This window comes from Gaetbulibacter sp. PBL-D1, assembly GCF_050509525.1.
Classification (GTDB): Bacteria; Bacteroidota; Bacteroidia; order Flavobacteriales; family Flavobacteriaceae; genus Gaetbulibacter_B; species Gaetbulibacter_B jejuensis.
This window is the reverse complement of the sequence record NZ_JBNWKB010000001.1, coordinates 1-24,379: the sequence shown is the minus strand read 5'-3', so window position 1 is coordinate 24,379 and position 24,379 is coordinate 1. Positions and strand designations below refer to the sequence as shown.

The window sequence follows — 24,379 nt, the reverse complement described above, 5'->3', positions numbered from 1 at the left end:
AGTTATGTGCTATTGTTAATTGTTTAGGTGCTATTTTAGAGGTTTTCGTTTTATCATACCTCCTTTTAAGTCTTTTACCAATCCCATTATGATAAAAGCATCTTTGTCTATTTTGTCAATTTCAGTGTGTAGTTTGGCGAGTTCTAATCTGGTTACTACTGTATAAATAATGTCTTTGTCATAACTTTGCCCTTTTCCTCCATAACCGCCTTTTCCAGCATAAATAGTGCAGGCGCGTCTTAACTTTTCAATAAGCATTATTCTTAATTCTTCATGCTTTTCAGAAATAATAGTAACGCCTACATATTCCTCAACACCATCAACCACAAAGTCTACAGTTTTAGCAGCTGCTAAATAGGTTAAAATGGCATATAATGCAGTTTCTATAGAGAGTACGTAAGCACCAAATGAAAAGATGATGATATTAATAAGTAAAAGAACGTCTCCAACTGTTAGAGATAATTTTCTGCTTAAATAAATTGCCAACACCTCAGTACCATCAATAACGCTTCCGCCTCTCATGGACATTCCTATTCCTAAACCAAGAAAAAAACCACCAAAAACAGCAATTAGTAGTTTGTCTTCAGTAATGGTAGGATAGTCAATATAATGCACTACAAACCCTAGAAAGGCAATAGCAATAATACTTTTTATGGCAAACTTTAGGCTTAATGTTCTTGCTCCTAAGATAAGAAAAGGGATGTTGACCAGTATAAGCAGAAAACTTAATTCTATGTTTGTGATGTTTTCTAAAAGTAATGAAATACCTGTTGCACCACCATCAATAAAACGATTAGGTAGTAAAAATCCTTTAAGTCCAAAACCTGCTGAAAACACACCAATAATGATAAAAATATACTCTTTAATGGCATGAGATAACTCTACCTGAAGATTTCTTACTACAGGTACAATTTGTCGTTTACTAAACTCGGTAGTAGTCTTTTGACTAGCTTTGAGTCGTTTGCGAGCAATATCAACTAATATTTTGGAAAAAAATGGATTCATTAATTAAAGTAAACCTATTTAAATCCTAATTCCAATGAACAAAAAAGTATTTAATTTTTGCTGTGTCAGGGATTTGAGATTTTTCAATTTTTAAGTTCATGTCAAATCTCAAATTAGCTGGTAATTCTTTTTTATCAATTGTAAAGGATGCATTAATTTCATCAACCGAAATCACAATAGAATTAATTAAATTATTAATTCTTGATACAGTGTAATTGTCTTGTATATCTTTAAAAGTACTTAGTGTTGAAATGTTTTTATCTGTTTTGAATCTAGAGTCGATAATTTGAACACTACCAATAGTTGATGTTGAATCTAAAACTTGTTTAGGAGATAAAATCAATAGTTTTTTACCGCCTTTTTCAAACACTTCAATATCACTTTTGTTTTCAATAAATTCATCACCTTTTATATAGTTTACAATGGAATCGTTTACAAATAACGCTTCCAAATCTTTGACTTGGGTAGAGTCGGTTAGTAACCCAATATGTTGTTTACTAACTTGAAAAGGGTCTTGTTCTTTTTTACAACTTGTTAGAACTAAAGAAAAAATAATAAGGTAAAGCAGGGATTTGTTCATGGTTTTTATTTTAATGTTATAGTGTTTTTTAATGTGTTGGTATTGAAGATTATTTTTTCATCACTTTAGTAAGGATGCCAAAAACACTTCTAATAAACGTTGCGCTTGTAAGTACTTTTACAACCGGATTCATTCTATTGCTTCTTGTACTCGAAGTTCTTCGTTTTGATTCAGCTTTTTTAAGTGCTTCTTTTTCTTTTCGAGCTTTTTCCTTAGCTTCTTCAGCCTCAGCACGCTCAATTTTTTCATTTAATATTTCATAAGCACTTTCTCTATCGATAGTTTCGTTGTATTTTTTAACCATTTTAGAGCTAGACAATAAGTTGCTCAATTCAGAATCGGTTAAAACATCCATTCTACTCATAGGTGCACGCATCATGGTTGCTGCAAGTGGTGTTGGTCTTCCTTTTTCATTTAATGCTGAAACTAATGCTTCTCCAGTTCCTAAAGAGGTTAATACTTCAGCGGTATCGTAATATTCTGTGTCAGGATAATTTTGAGCTGTAAGCTTAATGGCTTTTCTGTCTTTAGCTGTAAATGCTCTTAATGCATGCTGAACTTTTAAACCTAATTGACTTAGGACAGCTTCAGGAACATCAGTAGGGTTTTGTGTTACAAAATATAATCCAACACCTTTACTTCGTATTAATTTTACAATGCTTTCTATTTGATCTAATAAAGCGTCAGAAGCTTCATTAAAAATTAAATGTGCTTCGTCAATAAACATGATTAATTCTGGTCGTCCAGTATCGCCTTGTTCAGGGAAAGTAGAATAGATTTCAGCCAAAAGACTCAACATAAAAGTTGAAAACAGTTTTGGTCTGTCTTGTATATCAGTCAATCTAATAATGTTTATGTAGCCTCTACCATCATCAGCAATTCTAAGTAAATCTTGGGTGTCAAAAGATTTTTCTCCAAAAAACAAGTCGCCACCTTGTTGCTCTAGTTCAACAATTTTTCTAAGAATTGCTCCTGTAGATGCTGTTGAAATTCGGCCATATTCCTCTTGAAATTCTTCTTTACCTTCGGAAGTACAATATTGTAGTATTTTTTTAAAGTCTTTTAAGTCTAAAAGCGGAAGTTTATTATCGTCACAATATTTAAAAATAACCGAAATTATTCCAGCTTGGGTTTCTGTTACATCTAAAATTCTTGAAATAAGTACAGGTCCAAATTCGCTAACGGTTGCTCTTAGTCTCACACCATCTTGTTCAGATAATGTCATTACTTCAACAGGAAACGATTTAGCCTCAAAAGGTAAACCAATAGCCTCATGACGCTCGTCAATTTTAACGTGTCCAGGACTAGGTTGTGCTAAGCCACTTAGGTCTCCTTTAATATCCATCAATAACACAGGAACACCTTTTTCGCTAAGATTTTCAGCTAAAACTTGTAGTGTTTTTGTTTTTCCAGTACCTGTAGCTCCAGCAATAAGTCCATGTCTATTCATGGTTTTAAGCGGAACATTTACATAGGCGTTTTTTATAGTTTCACCATCCAACATGGCAGAGCCAAGTGTAATGAATTCACCTTTGTTGGTGTTTCCTTCGGTAATGTGGTTAAAGAATTCTTCGTTTCTGCTCATTATTCAAAAAATTTCTATAAAAATACTAATCTAGAATTAATCCTACAGAAAATCTTTTTAACATTTTAACACTAAACTTCTAATAGTAACTTATCTTTGCGGCAATGAAGACAGAGACACAAATATTGGTTGATAAAGGTGAGATGCTTCCTTTAATGGAAGAATTTTACACTATTCAGGGAGAAGGTTATCACAAAGGAACAGCTGCTTACTTTATTAGAGTAGGAGGTTGTGATGTTGGTTGCCATTGGTGTGATGTGAAAGAAAGTTGGAATGCAGACATTCATCCGCCAACTGAAACGTCTAAAATTGTTGAAAATGCCGCTAAGTATAGTGATACTATAGTTGTAACAGGAGGTGAACCGTTAACTTGGGATATGACTGCTTTAACATCGCAGCTTAAAGCAAAAGGGTTAAAAGTGCATATTGAAACATCTGGAGCTTATAAGCTAACAGGTACTTGGGATTGGATTTGTTTGTCTCCTAAAAAATTGAAATTGCCAACTCAAGAAGTGTATGATAATGCTAATGAGTTAAAAGTGATTGTTTATAATAAAGACGATTTTCGTTTTGCTGAAGAGCAAGCAGCAAAAGTAAATAAAGATTGTATTTTGTACTTACAACCTGAGTGGAGCAAACGCGATAAAGTTGTTCCTGAAATTGTTGATTACGTAATGAAAAATCCTAAATGGAAAGTGTCGTTACAAACGCATAAATATTTGAACATACCATAAATAAAAAAAGCCTTGAGAAATCAAGGCTTTTTTAGTATTTCATATTTTTTATTTCATTGGAACAGCAACTCTTAGAGTTCCCCAAGCTAAATGCATGCTACCTTCGTCGTCAAATGCTATAGAAAAAGCTTCAAGGCTTTTCTTACCCTCGCTAACAGGAGCTTCAACTCTTGCTACATCATTGTCTTTGTTATAACTGTAAGCTCCCCAAACATCAACATCAGAATTTATAATAATAGTCCAAGATTTTTCACCAGGAATAGTAAACAGTGAGTAAGTGCCAGCTTTAACCTTTTTATCACCTACAGTAACATCTTTGTAAAACGTTATTTCAGTTGCTTCATTGGCTCCAGTTCGCCAAACTTCTCCATTTGGAGCTAAAGATTGAACTGTTCTGCCTTTTAGTTGAGGTCTGCTGTAAATAACTTTGACAGTTTTTTCAGATACTCTATGGCTACTTGGAAATGCTGCTGCATCCATAGGGCTTTTGTCAAGATCTTTAAAATCTTGAGCGTTCATACTAAATGAGACTAATAAAATTGCTAAACATGCTAGCTTGGATAAATTCATTACTTTTTTCATACGTTGTTTTATTAAGTTTCTAAATTTAAGATTTCACTTATAAAAAATAGAGTTAAGATTGTTAATTTTTGTTAAACAAAAATCGTGCTAAGTTTATTGTTTAATGAATTTTAGAGACTGTCTTTGGAAATTATTATGGAAGTTTATAAAGTAAGTTCCAGATGAAAGTGCACTCACATCAAAGGCATAGTGTTTTTCAATTCCAGTAGCAGTGATAATTTCTCTTGAAAGCTGTTTTATGTAAATTCCTTTACTATCGTATAGCTCAATTAGTAGATTGTCATTGTTGTGAAAGTAAATGCTAAACTCTAGTGTTGTATCTACAGGATTATTTTTAATATGAATATCAAGTGTTTTTGAGTTGGATTCTACTTCGCTAATATTTAAAGAGGCATCGGTAAATTTATAGATAGAGGTTCCTGAGGCGTAAGCTAAAGCAGGACTGATTACGAAAATCCTATTTAAATTAGAACCTACATTTAGGTTCGTCCAAGTTTGTCCACCATCTACTGTTTCATAAAAACCAGTAGTATGTCCTCCCATCCAACCTTTGTTTTCATTGATAAAACCAACCGCTTGAACATCGGTTTCAGGTGCGTCATAACTGTTCCATGTGGTTCCACTATCAACGGATTTTATCAATTTTCCAGGATTGGGAGCTATAGAAGAAATCGCTCCAAAAAATACATTAGGTACATTTTCTAAAATCTGAAATTTCCACACATATTCTCCAGGTATATTAGAATTAAATAGTTCTGTCCAAGTACTTCCTCCATCAGTGGTTTTAAGTACACAGGCACCATTTGCATTACTTCCGCAAGCATAACCTATCAATTCATTAATAAACTTAATCTCTACTAGTGCATTAGCATAAGCAGACATATCAATGTATTGCCAATTTAAACCACTATCAGTGGACTTTATAATGTAAGCAGGAGTAAAATAGGCTCCACAACCATAAATTGTTGAACTACCTACAGCATTCAAACCACAAATAGCTTGAGGATTTGGAGAGATGTTGGTGACTTCAGTCCACGTTGTTCCACCATCATTTGTTGAGAAAAATTTACCATTTAAAGTCCCTAAAAAACCAATATTTTCATTAATGAATTCAATGTTTCTAAAGTAGTAGCTGCCACCTAAATCACTAGAGCTAACTTGTTCTGTCCAAGTGTTGCCACCATCAGTGGTTTTAAAAACTGCTGCATAATAACCATTCGCAGCCCAACCAATATTGTCGTTTATAAAGAAAACATCATCAAAACGTTGTCCATTTGTGTTTGGAGTAATTGAAGTTGATTGCCATGTTTGACTAAATAGAATAAATGGCAAAAAGTAAAAGAGTAGGCTTAGGTGTTTCATTTTGTAAATATAAATAACAAAATACAGTTCAATAACTTTTCTAATAATTATAATTTATGGTTTTTAGTTTTAATTTGTAATTGAAATGTTGATTTTATTTTTTATTTTGTAATGTTAAATGAATATTTGCTTCATAATATGTAACAATTGATATAAAAAAGAGAAATTATGTGTGGAATTGTATGTGCATTTGATTTAAAGCAGAAAACAGAAGATTTAAGACCTCAAATATTAGAAATGTCAAAAAGAATTCGTCATCGTGGTCCAGACTGGAGCGGAATTTTTGATAATGACAAAGCGATTATGGCGCATGAGCGTTTAGCTATTGTTGATCCTGCTTCAGGAAAACAACCCTTGTTTTCGGAAGATAAGAGGTTTGTTTTAGCGGCTAATGGAGAAATATATAACCACAGAGAGTTGCGTAAACAATTTCCTGATTATAAGTTTCAAACTGAAAGTGATTGTGAGGTTATTTTGGCGTTGTATCAAGAAAAAGGAACTGATTTTGTTGATGAACTTAATGGTATTTTTGGTTTTGCAATTTATGATGTTGAAAAAGACGAATATTTTGTAGCTAGAGACCACATGGGAATCATTCCATTATACATTGGATGGGATCAAAACGGAACCTTTTATGTAGCATCAGAATTGAAAGCACTTGAAGGTGTTTGTACAAAAATTGAGCTATTTCCTCCAGGTCATTATATGTCTAGTAAAGATGGTGAGTTTGTGCAATGGCATAAACGTGAATGGACTGATTATGATGCGGTAAAAGACAACGAAACAAGTATTTCAAAAATAAAAGAAGCGCTTGAAGCAGCTGTTCACAGGCAGTTAATGAGCGATGTGCCTTATGGTGTTTTGCTTTCAGGAGGATTAGATTCTTCGGTGACTTCAGCAATTGCAAAAAAATATGCTCAAAAGCGTATTGAAAGTGATGACACTTCTGATGCTTGGTGGCCTCAATTACATAGCTTTTCAGTAGGACTTGAAGGGTCTCCAGATTTGGCTGCAGCACAAAAAGTGGCAGACCATATTGGAACTGTTCATCACGAAATAAAGTTTACCATTCAAGAAGGTTTAGATGCGGTAAGAGACGTGATTTATCAGCTAGAAACCTATGATATTACAACTATTCGCGCGAGTACACCTATGTATTTAATGGCAAGAGTTATTAAGTCTATGGGAATAAAAATGGTGTTGTCTGGTGAAGGTGCTGACGAATTATTTGGCGGTTATCTTTACTTTCATAAAGCACCAAATGCCAAAGAGTTTCATGAAGAAACGGTTCGTAAGTTGAGTAAACTGCATATGTATGATTGCTTGAGAGCAAATAAAAGTTTAGCAGCTTGGGGAATTGAAGGTCGTGTACCATTTTTAGATAAGGAATTTATGGATGTGGCAATGAGTATCAACCCGCAAGATAAAATGATAACACCAGAGCGTATGGAAAAATGGGTAGTGAGAAAAGCTTTTGAAGACATGCTGCCAGAAAGTGTAGCTTGGAGACAAAAAGAACAGTTTAGTGATGGTGTTGGTTATAGTTGGATTGACACTTTGAAAGAAGTAGTGAATGAAGAAGTAACCGATGAGCAAATGAAGAATGCGCATTTTAGGTTCCCGATACAAACACCTCAAAATAAAGAAGAGTTTTATTATCGTTCTATTTTTGAAGAGCATTTTCCAAGTGATGCAGCTGCATTAAGCGTACCACAAGAACCTAGTGTAGCATGCAGTACAAAAATTGCTTTAGAGTGGGATGAAGCATTCAAAAACATGAATGACCCAAGTGGAAGAGCAGTTGCAAAAGTACATACTGATGCATATTAATTTTAATAATCTATAAGAAGGAAAGCCGGTTAAAAACCGGCTTTTTTATTTTAAAAATAATTACTTTTAAAGACTAGACTAACCCAATGTATTATTTTGAGTTTTCAAGTAAGATCGCTTAATGAAGGCTTAAAACCCTTATAAAACCTAACAATGACATATAGGTGACATTTAAATGTCGTGTTAAAATCCAATAACCTGAAGTAGATTTGTGCCAGAAAAATAATCAAAATGAATAAAAATTCTTTAAGCGAAAATTTAACCTATCAGCGAAAGCTAAAAGGGTATACGCAAGAGCAACTTTCTGATAAAACTACTGTTACGGTTAGAACCATTCAGCGTATAGAAAAAGGTGATGTACAGCCACATCTTCAAACGGTAAAACTGTTGGCAGCAGGTCTTGAAATAGAGATTGATGAATTACTGATTCTTGAAGACCCAAAGGAGGAAGTCATACAACGCAAATGGATGTTGTTGCTTCATGGTTCTCCTTTTTTAGGATTGATTATTCCATTTGGAAGTATTTTGTTTCCTCTTTTTCTTTGGATTCATAAAGCTGAAGATAATAAGGTGTATGATGCGCATGGTAGAGCTATTGTAAATTTTCATGGGACAATTACCTTGCTGTTCTTTTTGTCTTTACTATCTTTTTTTATCATTCCTGGTTACAATTTTTTTATTTCAGGAGCGATTGTGCTTTTTGCTATTATCACTACGATATATAATATTTCAAGATCACTACAAACAGGAACTTTTAAGTATCCATTTTCAATCTCTTTTTTGAAACCAAAAGAAGCATAACTTTAATTTAAACGTAATTTCAAATGTTAGGATTATTAATAATACTAGTAATCTCATGGGCACTCTTACGCTTTATTGAGAAAAAAAATATCGATGTTTTAGGTCTCATTCCTTATTCAAATAGAGTGCTTCAATTCTTCATAGGACTTGTGTTTATGATGCTTTTATGTCTTTTGATGGTGGCTGCTGAAACATATGTTTTAAATGTGAAGTGGAAACTAAAAGAGACTGTTGACTTCAGTTTAATATTTCAATCTTTCTTCTATCACATCAAATCAGCTTTGACCGAAGATTTAGTCTTTCGTGGAGCGTTGCTATATATACTAATTCAAAGAATTGGGTCAAAAAAGGCTATTCTGCTATCAGCATTGTGTTTTGGAGTTTACCATGTATTCTCGTATGGTATGATGGGAGAAAGAATAATATCTATCGTGTATGTGATTTTAGTAACAGGATTTACAGGCTATGTTTGGGCCTATACATTTTATAAAACAAAGTCAATTATGTTAGGTTTAGGATTTCACTTAGGCTATAACTTTTTAATGACGTTTTTTTATGAATCCTATCCGTATGGCGAATTGATGTTTATAGAACTATCAAAAACCGCTCCGCAAGATTGGAATTGGATTTTCTTTAATTTATTTAAAGGATTATTTCCATCTATCATAACATTGGTATTTGTTAATTATTTGATTAAATCAAGTTGTGTAATTAATTTAAGGAACAACAACTCAAAATCATGATTTATTAAGGTAATTCTAATAAACTATAAACGCATTAAAACCGCTCTAATGCATTTTTGTGTTTTATTGATTTTGAATGAGTCTAAAAAAATTCCAAAATCAAATTTAAGATGCTTTTTAGACGTTTTAAGGCACTTTTGAGTAATTAACAAATGTTGATAATTTATTAACTAACTCGTTAAAATACTTTTAAAAGGCATGATAATTTGTTATCTTTGTTAGTATCTCAAAAGAGACGCAATTAGCGTCTTTTTTTCTGTAAAATAAGAACTAAATCATATTAAAATAAAAATGAGCGAAGAAAACAAAAAACAGTATGGTGCAGACAGTATCCAAGCCCTTGAGGGAATGGAGCACGTGCGTATGCGTCCATCGATGTACATTGGAGACGTAGGTGTAAGAGGTTTACACCATTTGGTTTATGAAGTAGTTGATAACTCCATTGATGAAGCTTTAGCAGGACATTGTGATAATATCACAGTAACTATAAATGAGGATAACTCAATTACCACAGAGGATGACGGTCGTGGTATTCCAGTTGGATTACACAAAAAAGAAGGTGTTTCGGCACTAGAAGTTGTAATGACTAAAATTGGAGCTGGAGGTAAGTTTGATAAAGATTCTTATAAAGTATCAGGTGGACTTCATGGTGTTGGTGTAAGTTGTGTTAATGCATTATCTGAACACTTAAAAGCCACAGTTCACAGAGAAGGAAAAATTTGGGAACAAGAATACGAAAGAGGTAAAACTTTATACCCTGTAAAAACTATTGGTGATTCTGATAAAACAGGAACCATTGTAACTTTTAAACCAGACCCACAAATATTTCAACAAACACTAGAGTACAATTACGATACTTTAGCTAGTAGAATGCGTGAGTTGGCATACCTTAATAAAGGTATTACAGTACATTTAGTAGACAAACGTCACAAAAAAGAAGACGGAAGTTTTGAAGGGGAAACATTCCATTCAGAAGAAGGACTTTCAGAATTTGTGAAGTTTTTAGATGGTAACAGAGAGCCTTTAATGAACGATGTTATTTCTTTTGAAGGAGAAAAGAACGGAGTTCCTGTTGAGGTTGCTATGGTTTACAATACGTCGTATGCAGAAAACTTGCATTCGTATGTAAACAACATTAATACCCACGAAGGTGGAACGCATCTTTCTGGTTTCCGTCGTGGTTTGACACATACTTTAAAAAAGTATGCTGACGAATCAGGAATGTTAGATAAGCTAAAGTTTGATATTGCAGGAGATGATTTCCGTGAAGGATTAACAGCTATTGTTTCTGTAAAAGTTGCAGAGCCTCAATTTGAAGGGCAAACAAAGACTAAGCTAGGAAACAGAGAAGTATCTGCTTCAGTAAGTCAAGCGGTTTCTGAAATGTTAACTGATTATTTAGAAGAACATCCTGAGGACGCTAAAACTATTGTTCAAAAGGTAATTCTTGCAGCTCAAGCACGTCATGCAGCGCAAAAAGCGCGTGAAATGGTACAGCGTAAAACAGTAATGAGCATTGGAGGTTTACCAGGGAAACTGAGTGACTGTTCAGAGCAAGACCCAGAAAAATGTGAAGTATTCCTTGTAGAGGGAGATTCGGCAGGTGGAACTGCAAAACAAGGTCGTGACAGAGCATTTCAAGCTATTCTTCCACTACGTGGTAAAATATTGAATGTTGAAAAAGCAATGACGCACAAAGTGTTTGAAAACGAGGAGATTAAAAACATCTTCACAGCACTAGGAGTTACCATTGGTACTGAGGAAGATAGTAAAGCGTTAAACCTATCGAAATTACGTTATCACAAAGTAGTTATTATGTGTGATGCCGATATTGACGGTAGCCACATTGCAACACTTATTTTAACGTTCTTCTTTAGATACATGAAAGAACTTATTGAGAACGGTCATATTTACATTGCAACACCACCTTTATATTTGGTTAAGAAAGGTCAAAAGAAAAGCTATGCTTGGACTGATAAAGAACGTGATGCAATTGCCGAAGAATTTGGAGGTAGTGTAAGTGTACAACGTTATAAGGGTCTTGGAGAGATGAATGCTGAGCAGCTTTGGGATACAACAATGAATCCAGAGTTTAGAACACTACGTCAAGTAAATATTGATAATGGTGGAGAAGCAGATCGTATCTTCTCAATGTTAATGGGAGACGAAGTACCACCTCGTAGGGAGTTTATTGAAAAGAATGCTATTTACGCTAATATTGATGCGTAATTAATAGTAGCTATTATTATACTAAAAGCGAATACATTTTGTATTCGCTTTTTTTTGTGCTGAAAAAAATAAAATATCGATAAAGTGTAATTTTTTAACGATAAAATACGTTATAATCATAAATTTTACTATTTTCACCAAAAATTTAATCTACTTAGTATTATGAAAAAATGTGTTCTGTTCATGCTGTTTGTAATTACAGCTACAATTACAAATGCACAAGAAAACGTAAATGACCTATTAACAGCAGGTGTTGAGGATGCCCAACGATTTACGGCAGATTATATAGCTCCAGCTTCTGAAGGAGTGGTTTTCGGAATCAACAATGGTTGGTTTAACAATGCAAAAGCACCAAAACGTTTTGGCTTTGAAATTTCTATTATGGGAAATGCTTCTTTTATTAAAGATGAAAAAAAATCTTTTGAAATGAATGTGGCAGATTATGAAAATATTAGATTTCCTGATAATAGTCCTACAAAAACCGTAGCTACAGCTTTAGGACATAATGATCCTGATATTACAGTTATTGCAACCTATGACGATCCTATTTTTGGAGCACAAGAAGTGGAAATAACTTTACCTACAGGTATTGGTTCAGAAAATATAAACTTAATACCAACAGCATTTTTACAAGCTAGTTTTTCACCTTTTAAAGGCACTCAACTAAAAGGACGCTTTTTTCCTAAGGTAGATACAGATGATGTTAAAGTAGGATTCTATGGTTTTGGTATACAACAAGAATTCACATCATGGTTACCAGCAGACAAAGTATTTCCTATTGCTATTTCTGGTTTAATAGCCTACACGCATTTAGATGGAAGCTATGATTTTACTGATGGTGAATATGTAGAAGGAGAAAACCAAAAAATAGATACTGAAGTTAACACAATGCTTTTTGAATTAATAGTGGGTACTAAATTAAAAATAATCAACTTTTATGGTGGTTTAGGGTATATTACAGGAACATCAACAACCGATTTATTAGGAACTTATAGAGTAACCGATGGTGTTTTATTTTCAGAAGAGATAATTGACCCATTTTCGGTTGAACAAGATATATCAGGAATTAGAGCTACTGTTGGAGCCAATTTAAAATTAGGTTTTTTTGGTATCAATGCCGATTATACAGTAGCAGAGTTTGATAGCGCAAGTTTAGGTCTTAATTTTTCGTTTTAAACTTGGTTAATAATAGATTTAACAAAGGCACAAGATTATTCTTGTGCTTTTTTCATTTACAGTATAATAATTTGTAATTTTGCAGTCTTAAAAATCAACACAATTTTAAAAATTATTTATATATGAAAGTAACAGTAGTTGGAGCAGGAGCAGTAGGTGCAAGTTGTGCAGAATATATTGCAATTAAAAACTTTGCATCTGAAGTTGTATTATTAGATATTAAAGAGGGTTTTGCCGAAGGTAAAGCTATGGATTTAATGCAAACCGCATCTTTAAACGGTTTTGATACAAAAATTACAGGTGTAACTAACGATTATAGCAAAACAGCTAATAGTGATATTTGTGTAATTACTTCAGGTATTCCTCGTAAACCAGGAATGACTCGTGAAGAGTTAATAGGTATCAATGCTGGTATTGTAAAATCGGTTTCATCTAGTTTAATAGAGCATTCTCCTAACACTATAATGATTGTTGTAAGTAACCCTATGGATACTATGACGTATTTAGTACACAAAACTACTAGTTTACCTAAAAACAGAATTATAGGAATGGGTGGAGCTTTAGATTCTGCTCGTTTTAAATACAGATTAGCTGAAGCTTTAGGAGCTCCTATTAGTGATGTTGACGGAATGGTAATTGGAGGTCATAGCGATAAAGGTATGGTGCCTTTAACTGCGCATGCAACAAGAAACAGTATTAAAGTATCTGAGTTCTTATCAGAAGAAAGATTAGACCAAGTAAAAGAAGATACTAAAGTTGGTGGAGCAACACTTACAAAATTATTAGGTACATCTGCTTGGTATGCTCCAGGAGCTGCAGTAAGCGGATTGGTACAAGCTATCGCTTGCGATCAAAAGAAAATGTTCCCATGTTCAGCTTTATTAGAAGGTGAGTACGGATTAAACGATTTATGTATTGGTGTTCCTGTAATTTTAGGACGTAATGGTATTGAAGAAATCGTAAACATTGAGCTTAGTGATGCCGAAAAAGCACACATGCAAGAAAGTGCTGAAGGTGTAAGTAAAACTAACGGATTGTTAGAATTATAAATCTTAGCTTTCACAATTAAAATAGACTTAAAGACTGCTATATGCAGTCTTTATTTTTTTCATATATTTGGCGCATGAATTTGAGATGGTACATTAGTACTCTGGTAATCATTTTATCTGTATTAGGTGGTTTTTCTAGCCAGCAGCAATCGTCTGTACCTAATCAGGAAGTTGTTTTACAATTTACAGGAGAACATGTAAGTCATGAAGATACACAAAATGCTATAGCTAATGTAAAACAGCAGTTGCAAGATGCAGGAGCTGAAAACATTAAGGTTGTAGAGCAAGATAACGGTCAACTAAAAATTACCTATTACAGCACTTCTGACGTTACCAATATTAAAAAGCAATTATCTCAAGATAATGTTCTAGATTTAGGTGTTACTGCTTTTGATGACAAATCAAAGAGGAATAAACTTCCATCAAGTAATACATCAATTGACTACAATGTTGATGTTTACGAAATTCATAGTAACTACGACATTGGATTAAGCGGTAAACTTGCTGTAGAATTAAAATCTGACCACGACCGATTAATAAACCCAAATGTATTTGCGCCTTCATATTACCTTAATATTGATGCTACTGAGCATTTAAGAGCGTCTAGTTATGTGTTTAGAAGATATATTGCTAACGCAATAGATAAGTATTCCTACAAAATTCCTGAAGTTAGAGCAGGACCTTTAGCTTAATCAGTTATTAAAAGATAAGTTTCTATACTCAAAAGCTTATCACTCCTATTAAAGATAGTTTTTCGTGTTTTATCGAAAAGCGCATTTAAAACCACTTATAATCATAAAAAATAATTGTCAAATTCTGAGTAAATTCTATATTTGCTCGTTTTTAAAAAATTTGACCAAAAAATAAAGTAATGCAAAACAAAGGATTAGTAAAGCTATTTGCAGTGTTATTTGGTTTGGTAAGTATATACCAATTATCATTTACATTCAAAGCTAATCAAATTGACAGTACTGCTGAAGAATTAGCAATAAGTAAATTTGATACACCAGAAGAAAGAGCAGCCGAAGAGGTAAGATACCTAGACTCTCTTAAAACAAACAAAGTTGATGTAGACGGAAAACAAGAAAGCATTAAAGTTTTCGATATAGGAATTGCCGACTACACGTACAACGAGGTAAAAGACAAGGCCATGAACCTTGGTCTTGACCTTAAAGGAGGAATTAACGTTATCCTTGAAATATCTGTAAAAGATATCTTAGTAGGATTAGCAAACGACTCTAAAGACCCAGTTTTTAACAAGGCATTAAGTGATGCTGAGGAAATTCAAAAAGACGCTCAAGAGCCATATCTAGAGTCTTTCTACAAAGCTTTTGATGCTATAAAAGGAGACCAAAAATTAGCTTCTCCTGATATTTTTGCTAACAGAACAATGTATCCAGACATTACAAACGATATGTCTGACGATGACGTTAAAGGCATTATCAAAACTAAAGTTGATGAGTCTATCGTTTCTGCATTTGAGGTATTACGTAAGCGTATTGATAAGTTTGGTGTTACTCAACCAAATATTCAGCGTTTAGGAAACTCAGGACGTATTTTAGTAGAGCTTCCAGGAGCTAAAGATGTTGAGCGTGTTAAAAAACTTTTACAAAGTACTGCACAGTTAGAGTTTTGGGATGCGTATAGAGGAGAGCAATTTCTTCCATTCTTAGCGCAAGCTAACGAAACGTTGAAGCCTATAGTTAATACTGAAAAAGATACTGAGGTAGCTGTTGATTCTACTGTAGCTGAAAAAACTGATAGTTTAATTGATGATTTAGTAGGTGAAACAACTACTGATTCTACAGATGTAGCAGTAAACCCAATTTTTGATTTATTAAGAGGTTATGGTTCAGGAGGACCTGTAGTAGCAACTTTTGAAGCAAAAGATAAAGAGCTTGTTACTTCATACTTAAACAATCCACAGGTAAGAGCATTATTGCCAGCTGAACAACGTTATGTGAAATTTGTTTGGGGAATTCAACCAAAAGATAGCGACTATGTAGATTTATATGCACTTGTAGGTAACAGAGAAAATCAGCCACCTTTAAGTGGAGCTGTTATTTCCGATGCACGTCAATCTTATAGCCAAACAGGTAAGCCATCTGTAAGTATGCAAATGGATAGCAAAGGCGCTAAGATTTGGGAAGAAATGACAGGAAAAGCGTATCAGCAACAAAGCCAAATAGCAATTGTTCTTGATGATATTGTGTATTCTGCTCCAGGTGTAACAACTGGTCCAATTTCAGGAGGTAACTCTGAAATTTCTGGTTCATTCACATTAAACGAGGCAGTAGATTTAGCTAACGTATTAAGAGCTGGTAAATTACCTGCTTCGGCTGATATTGTTCAAGCTGAAGAAGTTGGTGCAACTTTAGGGCAAGAAGCTATTGATAGTGGTATTAAATCATTCTTAATTGCATTGTCATTAGTATTATTATGGATGATACTATACTATGGTAAGTCAGGTATTTTTGCTGATATAGCCTTATTATTCAACATACTTTTAATATTTGGAGTACTTTCAGGGTTAGGAGCTGTATTAACGCTTCCTGGTTTAGCAGGTATTGTATTAACAATTGGTATGTCGGTAGATGCCAACGTACTTATTTTTGAACGTGTACGTGAAGAAATATCAAAAGGTAAAGGACAAAAAGAAGCTGTAAAAGATGGTTTTGCTAATGCATTGTCTTCTATCTTAGATGCTAACATTACAACAGGTTTAACTGCAATTATATTATTTGTGTTTGGTACTGGTCCAATTAAAGGATTTGCTACAACATTATTAATTGGTATTGTTACGTCTTTGTTTACTGCAATATTCATCACTAGATTATTAGTTGATTGGTATGTAAACAGAGGTGGTAAACTAGAGTTCTCTACTGCGTTAACAAAAGGATTATTTAAAAACTTGAACATCGATTTTATTAGTAAGAGAAAAGTGGCTTATGTGTTTTCAGCAATTTTAATTGTTGTTAGTATTGGCTCTTTAGCTACTAAAGGATTAGATCAAGGTATTGATTTTGTTGGAGGTAGAACTTACCAAGTACGTTTTGACCAAGATGTGAATCCTGAAGAGGTTAAAGCTGATGTAGAAAGCGTTTTTGAAAGTGCTGAGGTAAAAACAATTGGTAATTCTCACCAATTGAAAATATCTACAAAGTTCATGGTAAATGAAAATTCAGCTGAAGCAGATTCTATCGTTCAAACTAAATTATACGAATCATTAAGCAAATACTTACCACAGGGAACATCGTATGACGATTTCTCTAAAGCTAAAAACAATGTAGGTAAAGTATTCTCTGGTAAAGTAAGTCCTACAATTGCCGATGATATCAAAAAAGAGTCTTTCTGGGCTGTACTTGGGTCATTAGTAGTTGTATTCTTATACATCTTATTACGATTTAAAAAATGGCAATTCTCAACTGGAGCAGTTGCTGCGGTTTTCCATGATATTATTATTGTATTAGGAGTGTTCTCTATTACTTATTCATTTATGCCATTTAGTATGGAAATTGACCAAGCGTTTATTGCAGCTATCTTAACCGTAATTGGTTACTCTCTAAACGATACAGTAGTTGTGTTCGATAGAATTAGAGAAGTGATAGCAGAAAGAGCTGGTTTTAAAGGTGGAAAAAACATTAACTCTGCAATTAACAGCACTTTAAGTAGAACATTGAATACCTCTTTAACAACGTTAGTGGTATTATTGGCAATGTTTATTTTTGGAGCTGATTCTTTAAGAGGTTTATTATTTGCACTTATAGTTGGTGTGGTTGTAGGTACATATTCTTCTGTATTTATTGCAACTCCAGTTATGTATGATACTTTAAAAGACAAAGGAGAAACAGCTGAAGATAAAGAGTAAGAATTATATACTATTCTGAATAATAAAAAGCCACTCTAAAAGAGTGGCTTTTTATTTTATAGTTGTTTAAGTTTTTATTTTATAGTTTGGAAATTTATAAAGTAGTGAATGAAATGCTATCACCAGCAGTAAGTTTCCATTCATCACTTAAACCTGCGTTTATTTCAAGAACATATTTAGCAGGCGCTTTTGACGGTAACGATGTTTCGTCATAAGGCTTAGCATTTTTTTGGATATTGATAATGGTTTTATCAGCATTTAAAAAAATAATATCCAAAGGAATTTTGGTATTCTTCATATAGAAACTATGGTATTTCTCATCTGGGAAAATAAATAGCATCCCTTGAGAATCTTTCATACTATCTCTATACATTAAACCAGTTTGTGTTTGGTAATCATCATCAGCTATTTCTATATCTAAGGTTTTAACTATAGAGTCTGAAGTGCTTTTGTAAAGTGTTAGTTCACCTTCTTTTTTAAAGGAAATAACTACTGGTTTAATCGTTTTTTTGTCTTCTTTACAAGATGTGTTTGCTAAACAAAATATGCTTAAACTAGCCACATATACTATGTTGTAAATTTTCTTTCTCATTAAGAAAGCTTTGATTTAGGCTTGTAAACAAACATAAAGTATAATCCTATTAAAATAAAAGGAATACTTAACCATTGACCTGTGTTTAAAGCCCATGTAGCACGTTCTTCAACTTGTGCCTCTTTAACAAACTCAACAAAAAATCTAACAGTCCATAATAACACTAAAAACAAGCCAAATAAAAACCCTTCTTGTTCACTTTTCTTAGTTTTCCAATAGAAATAGAATAGTATAAAAAACACGAACACATAACAGATTGCTTCATAAAGTTGTGCTGGATGTCTTGGAAAATCTTCACCTAATTTTGTGAAAACTACTCCGTAATCAGAGTTGGTTGGTTTTCCTATGATTTCAGAATTAATAAAGTTCCCAAATCGAACAAAAACAGCTCCAGAAGCTACAGGAATTACAACTCTGTCTAATATCCAAAGCACCGATTTTTTAAGCACTTTCTTATTGTATAAATACATTGAGACAATCATAGCCATAGCAGCACCATGACTTGCTAGTCCTTGAAACCCTGTAAAATGAATACCTCCTTTAAAGCTAAAAGGTAAAAAGACGCTAAAGAAATCTTCTTTAAAAAGTTCGGGTTGGTAAAAAATAACATGACCTAATCTTGCACCAAGCATAATACCTACTACAGAATAGATAAAGAGCGAGTCTAAAGATTCGTTGCTTTCGTTTTCATTTTTATAAATGCGTTTCATGATGAAGAAACCAAGTATAAAAGCTACAATCCACATCATGCTGTAATAATGTAGTGTAAAAAAACTTAAGTCTATTCCTTTTGATGGGTTCCAGTCTATATGTAAAAAATGCATGTGTTTATTTTTTCAAAGGTAAATATACTACTTTGAGTGTGACTAAGTGTTAAGTATTTTTGAAAATTAGTTTTCCTTTTCAGGAACAGGGTCAAAACCAGAACCTCCCCAAGGATGACAACTAAAAATCCTTTTTATTGCCAGTTTTCCGCCTTTTAATAAGCCATGTTTTAATAATGCGTCCTTTGTGTAGTAAGAACAAGTAGGTTGGTATCTACAAGTTGAAGGTAGAAAAGGTGAAATTAATGTTTGATAGACCTTTATTAAAAATAAAAAAGGAGCTATTATAATTTTTTTCATGACTAGTTTGTCGTAAAAGTAGTTCCTTCTTTACCATCTTTAAGCTGAATTCCAGCTTCAGCTAATTCGTCACGTATTTTATCAGATAAAGCAAAGTCTTTATTAGCTCTGGCTTCTTGTCGTAATTTAATTAAAATATCAACAGCAGCAGATAATTTATCAGTACCAGACTCTTTTTTTGATTCGTTTTGTAATCCTAAAACATCAAATGTAAATGCGTACATAGTTTGTTTTAGAAGTTTTAAATCTTCAGAAGTAATAGAGGCTTTACCGTCTTTTATTTGGTTGATGTATTTAGCAGCATCAAATAAATGAGCTATTAATATTGGAGAATTAAAATCATCATTCATAGCATCGTAACAGTTCTGTTTCCATTCAGAAACATTGAATGTAGATGTAGAAGCAGACGATATGCTATCTAGTAAATTAATAGCATCCATTAATCTATGAAACCCTTTTTCGCTAGCCAATAATCCATCGTCAGTAAGGTCTAAGACACTTCTGTAAGACGATTGAGCATTAAAAAAACGTATAACACTTGGTGAATATGCTTTACTAAAAAATTTGTTGTCACCAGAAAGTAACTCGTCAGGGTTTACAGTGTTTCCTGTAGATTTAGACATACGCTGTCCATTAAGATGAAGCATATTAGCATGCATCCAGTAGTTAACAGGCGATTGTCCTTTAGCAGCTTCGTTTTGAGCAATTTCGCACTCGTGATGTGGAAATTTTAAGTCCATACCACCACCATGAATATCAAAACGGTCACCAAGATATTTGGTACTCATTGCTGTACATTCTAAGTGCCAACCAGGAAAACCATCGCTCCAAGGAGAAGGCCAACGCATAATGTGTTGTGGTTCGGCTTTTTTCCAAAGGGCAAAATCTTGCGGATTTTTTTTATCGCTTTGTCCATCAAGTTCACGTGTGTTGTGGATTAAATCGTCCAACTTACGTTTACTTAACTTGCCATAATCATTCGTTTCATTAAACTTGTGTACATCAAAATATACCGATCCGTTTACTTCGTAAGCAAAACCGTTTTTTATTATGGTACTAATAAGTTCAATTTGTTCAATAATATGACCTGTAGCTGTAGGTTCAATACTTGGTGGTAAAAAATTGAAAATACTTAAAATGTTGTGAAAGTCTACAGTGTAGCGTTGCACAACTTCCATAGGTTCAATTTGCTCTAAACGCGCCTTTTTTGTGATTTTGTCTTCACCAGCATCAGCATCGTTTTCTAAATGACCAGCATCAGTAATATTTCTTACATAACGTACTTTATACCCTAAATGCTTTAGGTATCTAAAAACCATATCAAAAGACATAAAAGTTCTTACATTACCTAAATGTACATTACTGTAAACTGTAGGTCCACAAACATACATACCTACATATCCTTCGGTAATAGATTTAAAAGGTTCTTTTTGTCCGCTTAATGAGTTGTAAATTTTAATGTTTTGCTGGTCGTAAAGATGCATTTGTTTTTTGTGTGATGTTTAAACTAAAATTGAGTGTCTAATTTAATATAATCTAAGAATTCTCTACGAGTTTCTTCATTTTTAAATTTTCCTCCAAATTCAGAAGTAACTGTGCTGCTTTCTATGTCTCTAATTCCTCTAGAGTTAACGCACAAGTGTTTTGCATCAATAACACAAGCTACATCTTCAGTATTTAAAACACTTTGAAGTTCTTTTACGATTTGTATGGTAAGACGTTCTTGTACTTGAGGTCGCTTTGCGTAATAATCGACAATACGATTCATTTTTGAAAGACCTACAACTGTACCGTTAGATATGTAGGCTACATGAGCTCTACCAACAATTGGTAATAAGTGATGTTCGCAAGTAGAATAAACAGTTATGTTTTTTTCTACTAGCATTTCACCATATTTATATTTATTGTCAAAGGTTGACGCGCTAGGTTTTTTATCAGGGTTTAAACCTCCAAAAATTTCCTTCACAAACATTTTAGCAACACGCATAGGTGTGCCGCTAAGGCTATCATCAGTCAGGTCTAGACCTAAAGTCTCCATTATGTGTCTAACGTCATCCTTAATAATGTCTATTTTTTCATCATTAGTAAGGTTAAAAGCATCAGATCTCATTGGAGTGTCGGCAGAAGTGCCAATGTGGTCATTACCAATAGAATCAAAATCTTCTATGTCTTTTTCTATTTTCATTACAATTTTAAAAATAAGGTCAATTTAAACAGAAGGCAAAGATAAGCAATTAAAAAAATTGAACACAAGGTAGGTGTTTTTTAATTTCAGTTGTTATATAAATAAGCTGTGTAAAAGTTAATTTCATTAACACATTAACATAGTCTTTATTAAAAAATTCTTAAATTTCACGTCTTTTAAAAATTGATAAAGCAATGAAAATTAAATTACCGTTTCTACTTGCTGTATGTGTGTGTTTTATGACATTTTACTCAGCAAATTCTCAAAACATTAAACCTTCAATTTCGCTCATTAAGTATAATGATAATGTTAATGCTCCTTTAAATAGTAAAGAGTTAAAACAAATTAATGAAGTCTATGGAGATAAGTCTAATGAGTATGTGTTAAACAGACCTCAAAGATTAAAGGACATTAAAAACTTATTAAGGAATAGAATTGAAATAAAACTTATTTCTAATCCTAACGACCAAAAACAATGTCCATTACTTTCAGAAGTACCATTGTTAAACTATTATGTTAGTGATTTACGAAGAGATACGGTTTTTAACCCTCAAACTTTTAATCCTTTAAAGTACTTATTCAATGTTAATGGTCTGTCTGGTGAAATGTACCGAGTAGATAACACTAATTACTTTATCATAATTAAGTCTCAATTCCAATAAAAAATTGCAATGAAAAAAATTACATTTTTAATACTGTTTATATTTTCTTTTACAGCATACTCTCAAGATGTTTCAATGCAGAATGGTACAGTAAGCCAATGCTCTGGAACGTTTTATGACTCAGGAGGTGCATCTGGGCCTTATTCAAGTAATGAAACATTGGTGTTCACTATTTGTCCTGAAAACCCAGGTCAATTAGTTCAATTAAACTTTACAGCTTTTAACACCCAGTTAGGTGCAGATATAATGACTATTTATAATGGAGATAGTACAGCATCTCCTGCTTTTGGGTCGTTTGATGGAGTTAATAACCCAGGTTTTGTAAGTGCTACAGAATCTAACCCTACAGGGTGTCTTACAATTGAGTTTACTTCAGATGGATCTGGTACAACAACAGGTTGGGCTGCAGATATTTCTTGTTTAACACCTTGTCAGGTTATTACCTCTCAAATTGATTCAGCTACGCCAGCTCCAAATGGAGATGGTTATATAAGAGTTTGTCCTAATGAGGAAATTACACTTACTGGTAGTGGTAACTTTGAGTTTGATGGTACTGGAGCAACATACGAGTGGGATTTAGGAGATGGTAATACTATTGCAGGACAAACAGCTACGTTTTCATATGCAACACCAGGAGTGTATATCGTAAATCTTGATATTAGAGATGCAAATACAAGTGTTGATCCTGATGGTTGTCCAAATACTAATTTAATAAATCAAGTTATTCAGGTAGCTACTGAGCCAGATTTTACAGGTACTCAAGCTGCTGAAAGTACAATTTGTTTTGGAGAATCTACTACTATCGAGGGTGTGGTTAATGCAGTACCTTTTATAAACGACTGTACGCCTCCAGTAAGTGGTACAACATTCTTACCAGATGGTTCGGGTGCTGTTTATGAAACTTGCATCACTGTAGATTGTTTTGATTCAGCTCAAACATTAACAGATCCAAATCAGCTTTTGAATGTCTGTGTTAATATGGAGCACTCATATTCAGGAGATTTAGATATAACTATAATTTCACCTAATGGTCAAGAAGCTGACTTATTTACACAAGCAGGAGGAGGCACCTATTTTGGAGGTGCTAATGATGATGGAAGTAATACGCCTGGTGTTGGAGCGGATTATTGTTTTTCAATGTCAGGAACTGTTTTATTAGAAAATGCTCCAACTATTACAGCAGGATCTAACCCTCCAGGAAACTCATGGGCACCAGGTACATATTTACCTGTAGAATCTTTTGCAAGTTTAGTTGGTAGCCCACTTAATGGAGATTGGTGTATTAGAATTGTAGATAATTTAGCTATAGATAATGGATATGTGTTTTCTTGGGGAATGAATTTTGACCCAAATATTCAACCTCCTGAATTATCATTTACTCCAGTAATTACTTCTGAAGCTTGGGATGCAGATCCATCAATTACTAATACAGCAGGAAATGTTATAACAGTTCAACCTGCTACTGAAGGTACACATTGTTATACTTACAGAGTTACTGATGACTTTGGATGTGAATATACTGAGCAAGTTTGTATTAATGTACTACCTGAAATAGTTACAGATCCACCAAATGATTTATTCATTTGTGATACAGGAGTTCCTCCATATATATTTGATTTAAGTTCTAATACTCCTGTTGTTCTAGCTTCCTCTCCAATACCAGGAGATATGGTTGTCACTTATCATGAAACCGCTTTTGATGCCGATGATGATACAAATGCAATTGCAAACCCTGGAGCATATTCTGGTACTGATGGACAAGTTATTTACATCAGAATTGAATATTTAACATCAGATTGTTATGAAATATTGACTTTCACTTTAAATGTTTCAGGTCAGCCTATAATTAATCCAGTTTTAGACCTAGAAGTTTGCGATGACGACAGTAATGATGGATTTGAGGAGTTTGATTTAACGGTTCAAGATTTAGGTATTTTAGGCGCACAACCTTCTACAGATTTTGTAGTTACGTATTACACAAGTTTTGCTGATGCCGATTCTGGGGCCAATGCACTAGTGAGTCCTTACACCAATACCGTTAACCCACAACCTATCTATGTACGAGTAGAGAGTGCAGGCGATTCCAGTTGCTACATAGCCTCACCACTTCCGGTGTTCAATTTAGTAGTTAACTACAGAGCCCTGGCAACAGAGCCATCAGATATGGTAGTTTGCGATGACGCTTCCAATGATGGCGTAGCTCAGTTTGATTTAACCACACAAGACGCTACTATATTAGGCGGTCAAGACCCATTGGTTTATACAGTAACCT

Annotated in this window: 21 protein-coding genes; 11 read left to right on the top strand and 10 right to left on the bottom strand. The window is 33.6% G+C overall.

Annotation, left to right across the window (positions count from 1 at the left end):
• Positions 1-30: 30 nt before the first annotated feature.
• The 3 genes from ACQ0RB_RS00105 to ACQ0RB_RS00095 are packed head-to-tail and all read right to left on the bottom strand — an operon-like array spanning position 31 to position 3,170.
• On the bottom strand, positions 31-1,005 hold the full coding sequence (locus ACQ0RB_RS00105) for a YitT family protein (RefSeq protein ID WP_430495766.1): 975 nt from the start codon (positions 1,003-1,005) through the stop codon (positions 31-33).
• Positions 1,006-1,030: 25 nt separating this feature from the next.
• Positions 1,031-1,585: a hypothetical protein gene (locus ACQ0RB_RS00100; protein ID WP_134198837.1), complete on the bottom strand. Its 555-nt coding sequence runs from the start codon at positions 1,583-1,585 to the stop codon at positions 1,031-1,033.
• 49 nt (positions 1,586-1,634) lie between these two features.
• Positions 1,635-3,170, bottom strand: coding sequence for a helicase HerA-like domain-containing protein (locus ACQ0RB_RS00095; protein ID WP_134198838.1), 1,536 nt, complete (start codon positions 3,168-3,170; stop codon positions 1,635-1,637).
• Between the two features lie 104 nt (positions 3,171-3,274).
• Here ACQ0RB_RS00095 and ACQ0RB_RS00090 point away from each other — a divergent pair, with 104 nt between their 5' ends.
• Complete coding sequence (locus ACQ0RB_RS00090) at positions 3,275-3,904, top strand: 7-carboxy-7-deazaguanine synthase QueE (RefSeq protein ID WP_134198839.1); 630 nt, start codon at positions 3,275-3,277, stop codon at positions 3,902-3,904.
• Between the two features lie 48 nt (positions 3,905-3,952).
• Here ACQ0RB_RS00090 and ACQ0RB_RS00085 read toward each other — a convergent pair whose 3' ends face one another.
• Positions 3,953-4,486 carry a DUF2911 domain-containing protein gene (locus ACQ0RB_RS00085; RefSeq protein WP_134198840.1) on the bottom strand — a complete coding sequence of 178 codons (534 nt, stop codon included), beginning with the start codon at positions 4,484-4,486 and terminating at the stop codon, positions 3,953-3,955.
• 93 nt (positions 4,487-4,579) lie between these two features.
• A complete protein-coding gene (locus ACQ0RB_RS00080; RefSeq protein ID WP_430495765.1) occupies positions 4,580-5,848 on the bottom strand; it encodes a T9SS type A sorting domain-containing protein in 1,269 nt (422 codons plus the stop codon).
• A gap of 168 nt (positions 5,849-6,016) precedes the next feature.
• Here ACQ0RB_RS00080 and asnB point away from each other — a divergent pair, with 168 nt between their 5' ends.
• The 8 genes from asnB to secDF all read left to right on the top strand — a co-directional run bounded on the left by asnB (position 6,017) and on the right by secDF (position 17,544).
• Entirely contained in the window at positions 6,017-7,678 is a 1,662-nt protein-coding gene (gene asnB / locus ACQ0RB_RS00075; RefSeq protein ID WP_131505705.1) for an asparagine synthase B, read from the top strand.
• Positions 7,679-7,909: 231 nt separating this feature from the next.
• Positions 7,910-8,479: a DUF4870 domain-containing protein gene (locus tag ACQ0RB_RS00070; protein WP_430495764.1), complete on the top strand. Its 570-nt coding sequence runs from the start codon at positions 7,910-7,912 to the stop codon at positions 8,477-8,479.
• 155 nt (positions 8,480-8,634) lie between these two features.
• The gene (locus tag ACQ0RB_RS00065; protein WP_430495763.1) at positions 8,635-9,222 is read left to right on the top strand and encodes a CPBP family intramembrane glutamic endopeptidase; all 588 of its coding nucleotides are present in this window, start codon (positions 8,635-8,637) and stop codon (positions 9,220-9,222) included.
• A 291-nt stretch (positions 9,223-9,513) separates the two neighbouring features.
• Positions 9,514-11,451 (top strand): DNA topoisomerase (ATP-hydrolyzing) subunit B, encoded by a 1,938-nt coding sequence (gene gyrB, locus ACQ0RB_RS00060; RefSeq protein WP_131505702.1) that lies wholly within the window; start codon positions 9,514-9,516, stop codon positions 11,449-11,451.
• A gap of 162 nt (positions 11,452-11,613) precedes the next feature.
• Entirely contained in the window at positions 11,614-12,627 is a 1,014-nt protein-coding gene (locus ACQ0RB_RS00055; protein WP_430495762.1) for a DUF6588 family protein, read from the top strand.
• A 122-nt stretch (positions 12,628-12,749) separates the two neighbouring features.
• Complete coding sequence (gene mdh, locus ACQ0RB_RS00050; RefSeq protein WP_129758979.1) at positions 12,750-13,676, top strand: malate dehydrogenase; 927 nt, start codon at positions 12,750-12,752, stop codon at positions 13,674-13,676.
• A 74-nt stretch (positions 13,677-13,750) separates the two neighbouring features.
• Positions 13,751-14,368 carry a hypothetical protein gene (locus ACQ0RB_RS00045; protein ID WP_430495761.1) on the top strand — a complete coding sequence of 206 codons (618 nt, stop codon included), beginning with the start codon at positions 13,751-13,753 and terminating at the stop codon, positions 14,366-14,368.
• A gap of 179 nt (positions 14,369-14,547) precedes the next feature.
• Positions 14,548-17,544, top strand: a complete 2,997-nt coding sequence (gene secDF, locus ACQ0RB_RS00040) for a protein translocase subunit SecDF (protein WP_430495760.1) — start codon at positions 14,548-14,550, stop codon at positions 17,542-17,544.
• Between the two features lie 94 nt (positions 17,545-17,638).
• Here the strand turns inward: secDF and ACQ0RB_RS00035 are convergent, their stop codons facing one another.
• The 5 genes from ACQ0RB_RS00035 to folE all read right to left on the bottom strand — a co-directional run bounded on the left by ACQ0RB_RS00035 (position 17,639) and on the right by folE (position 21,445).
• Positions 17,639-18,136 (bottom strand): DUF192 domain-containing protein, encoded by a 498-nt coding sequence (locus tag ACQ0RB_RS00035; RefSeq protein WP_430495759.1) that lies wholly within the window; start codon positions 18,134-18,136, stop codon positions 17,639-17,641.
• Positions 18,136-18,960, bottom strand: coding sequence for a prolipoprotein diacylglyceryl transferase (gene lgt / locus ACQ0RB_RS00030; RefSeq protein ID WP_430495758.1), 825 nt, complete (start codon positions 18,958-18,960; stop codon positions 18,136-18,138). Before lgt ends, ACQ0RB_RS00035 begins: the two co-directional genes overlap by 1 nt.
• 66 nt (positions 18,961-19,026) lie before the next feature.
• The gene (gene yidD, locus ACQ0RB_RS00025) at positions 19,027-19,260 is read right to left on the bottom strand and encodes a membrane protein insertion efficiency factor YidD (protein WP_131505695.1); all 234 of its coding nucleotides are present in this window, start codon (positions 19,258-19,260) and stop codon (positions 19,027-19,029) included.
• Between the two features lie 2 nt (positions 19,261-19,262).
• Positions 19,263-20,744, bottom strand: a complete 1,482-nt coding sequence (gene cysS / locus ACQ0RB_RS00020; protein WP_430495757.1) for a cysteine--tRNA ligase — start codon at positions 20,742-20,744, stop codon at positions 19,263-19,265.
• A gap of 23 nt (positions 20,745-20,767) precedes the next feature.
• The gene (folE, locus tag ACQ0RB_RS00015) at positions 20,768-21,445 is read right to left on the bottom strand and encodes a GTP cyclohydrolase I FolE (RefSeq protein ID WP_129758972.1); all 678 of its coding nucleotides are present in this window, start codon (positions 21,443-21,445) and stop codon (positions 20,768-20,770) included.
• Positions 21,446-21,639: 194 nt separating this feature from the next.
• On the opposite strand from folE, the gene ACQ0RB_RS00010 reads away from it, so the two are divergent.
• Complete coding sequence (locus tag ACQ0RB_RS00010) at positions 21,640-22,107, top strand: hypothetical protein (protein ID WP_129758971.1); 468 nt, start codon at positions 21,640-21,642, stop codon at positions 22,105-22,107.
• 9 nt (positions 22,108-22,116) lie between these two features.
• Positions 22,117-24,379 (top strand): PKD domain-containing protein (locus ACQ0RB_RS00005; RefSeq protein WP_430495756.1); only part of this gene is annotated, 2,263 nt, incomplete at its 3' end.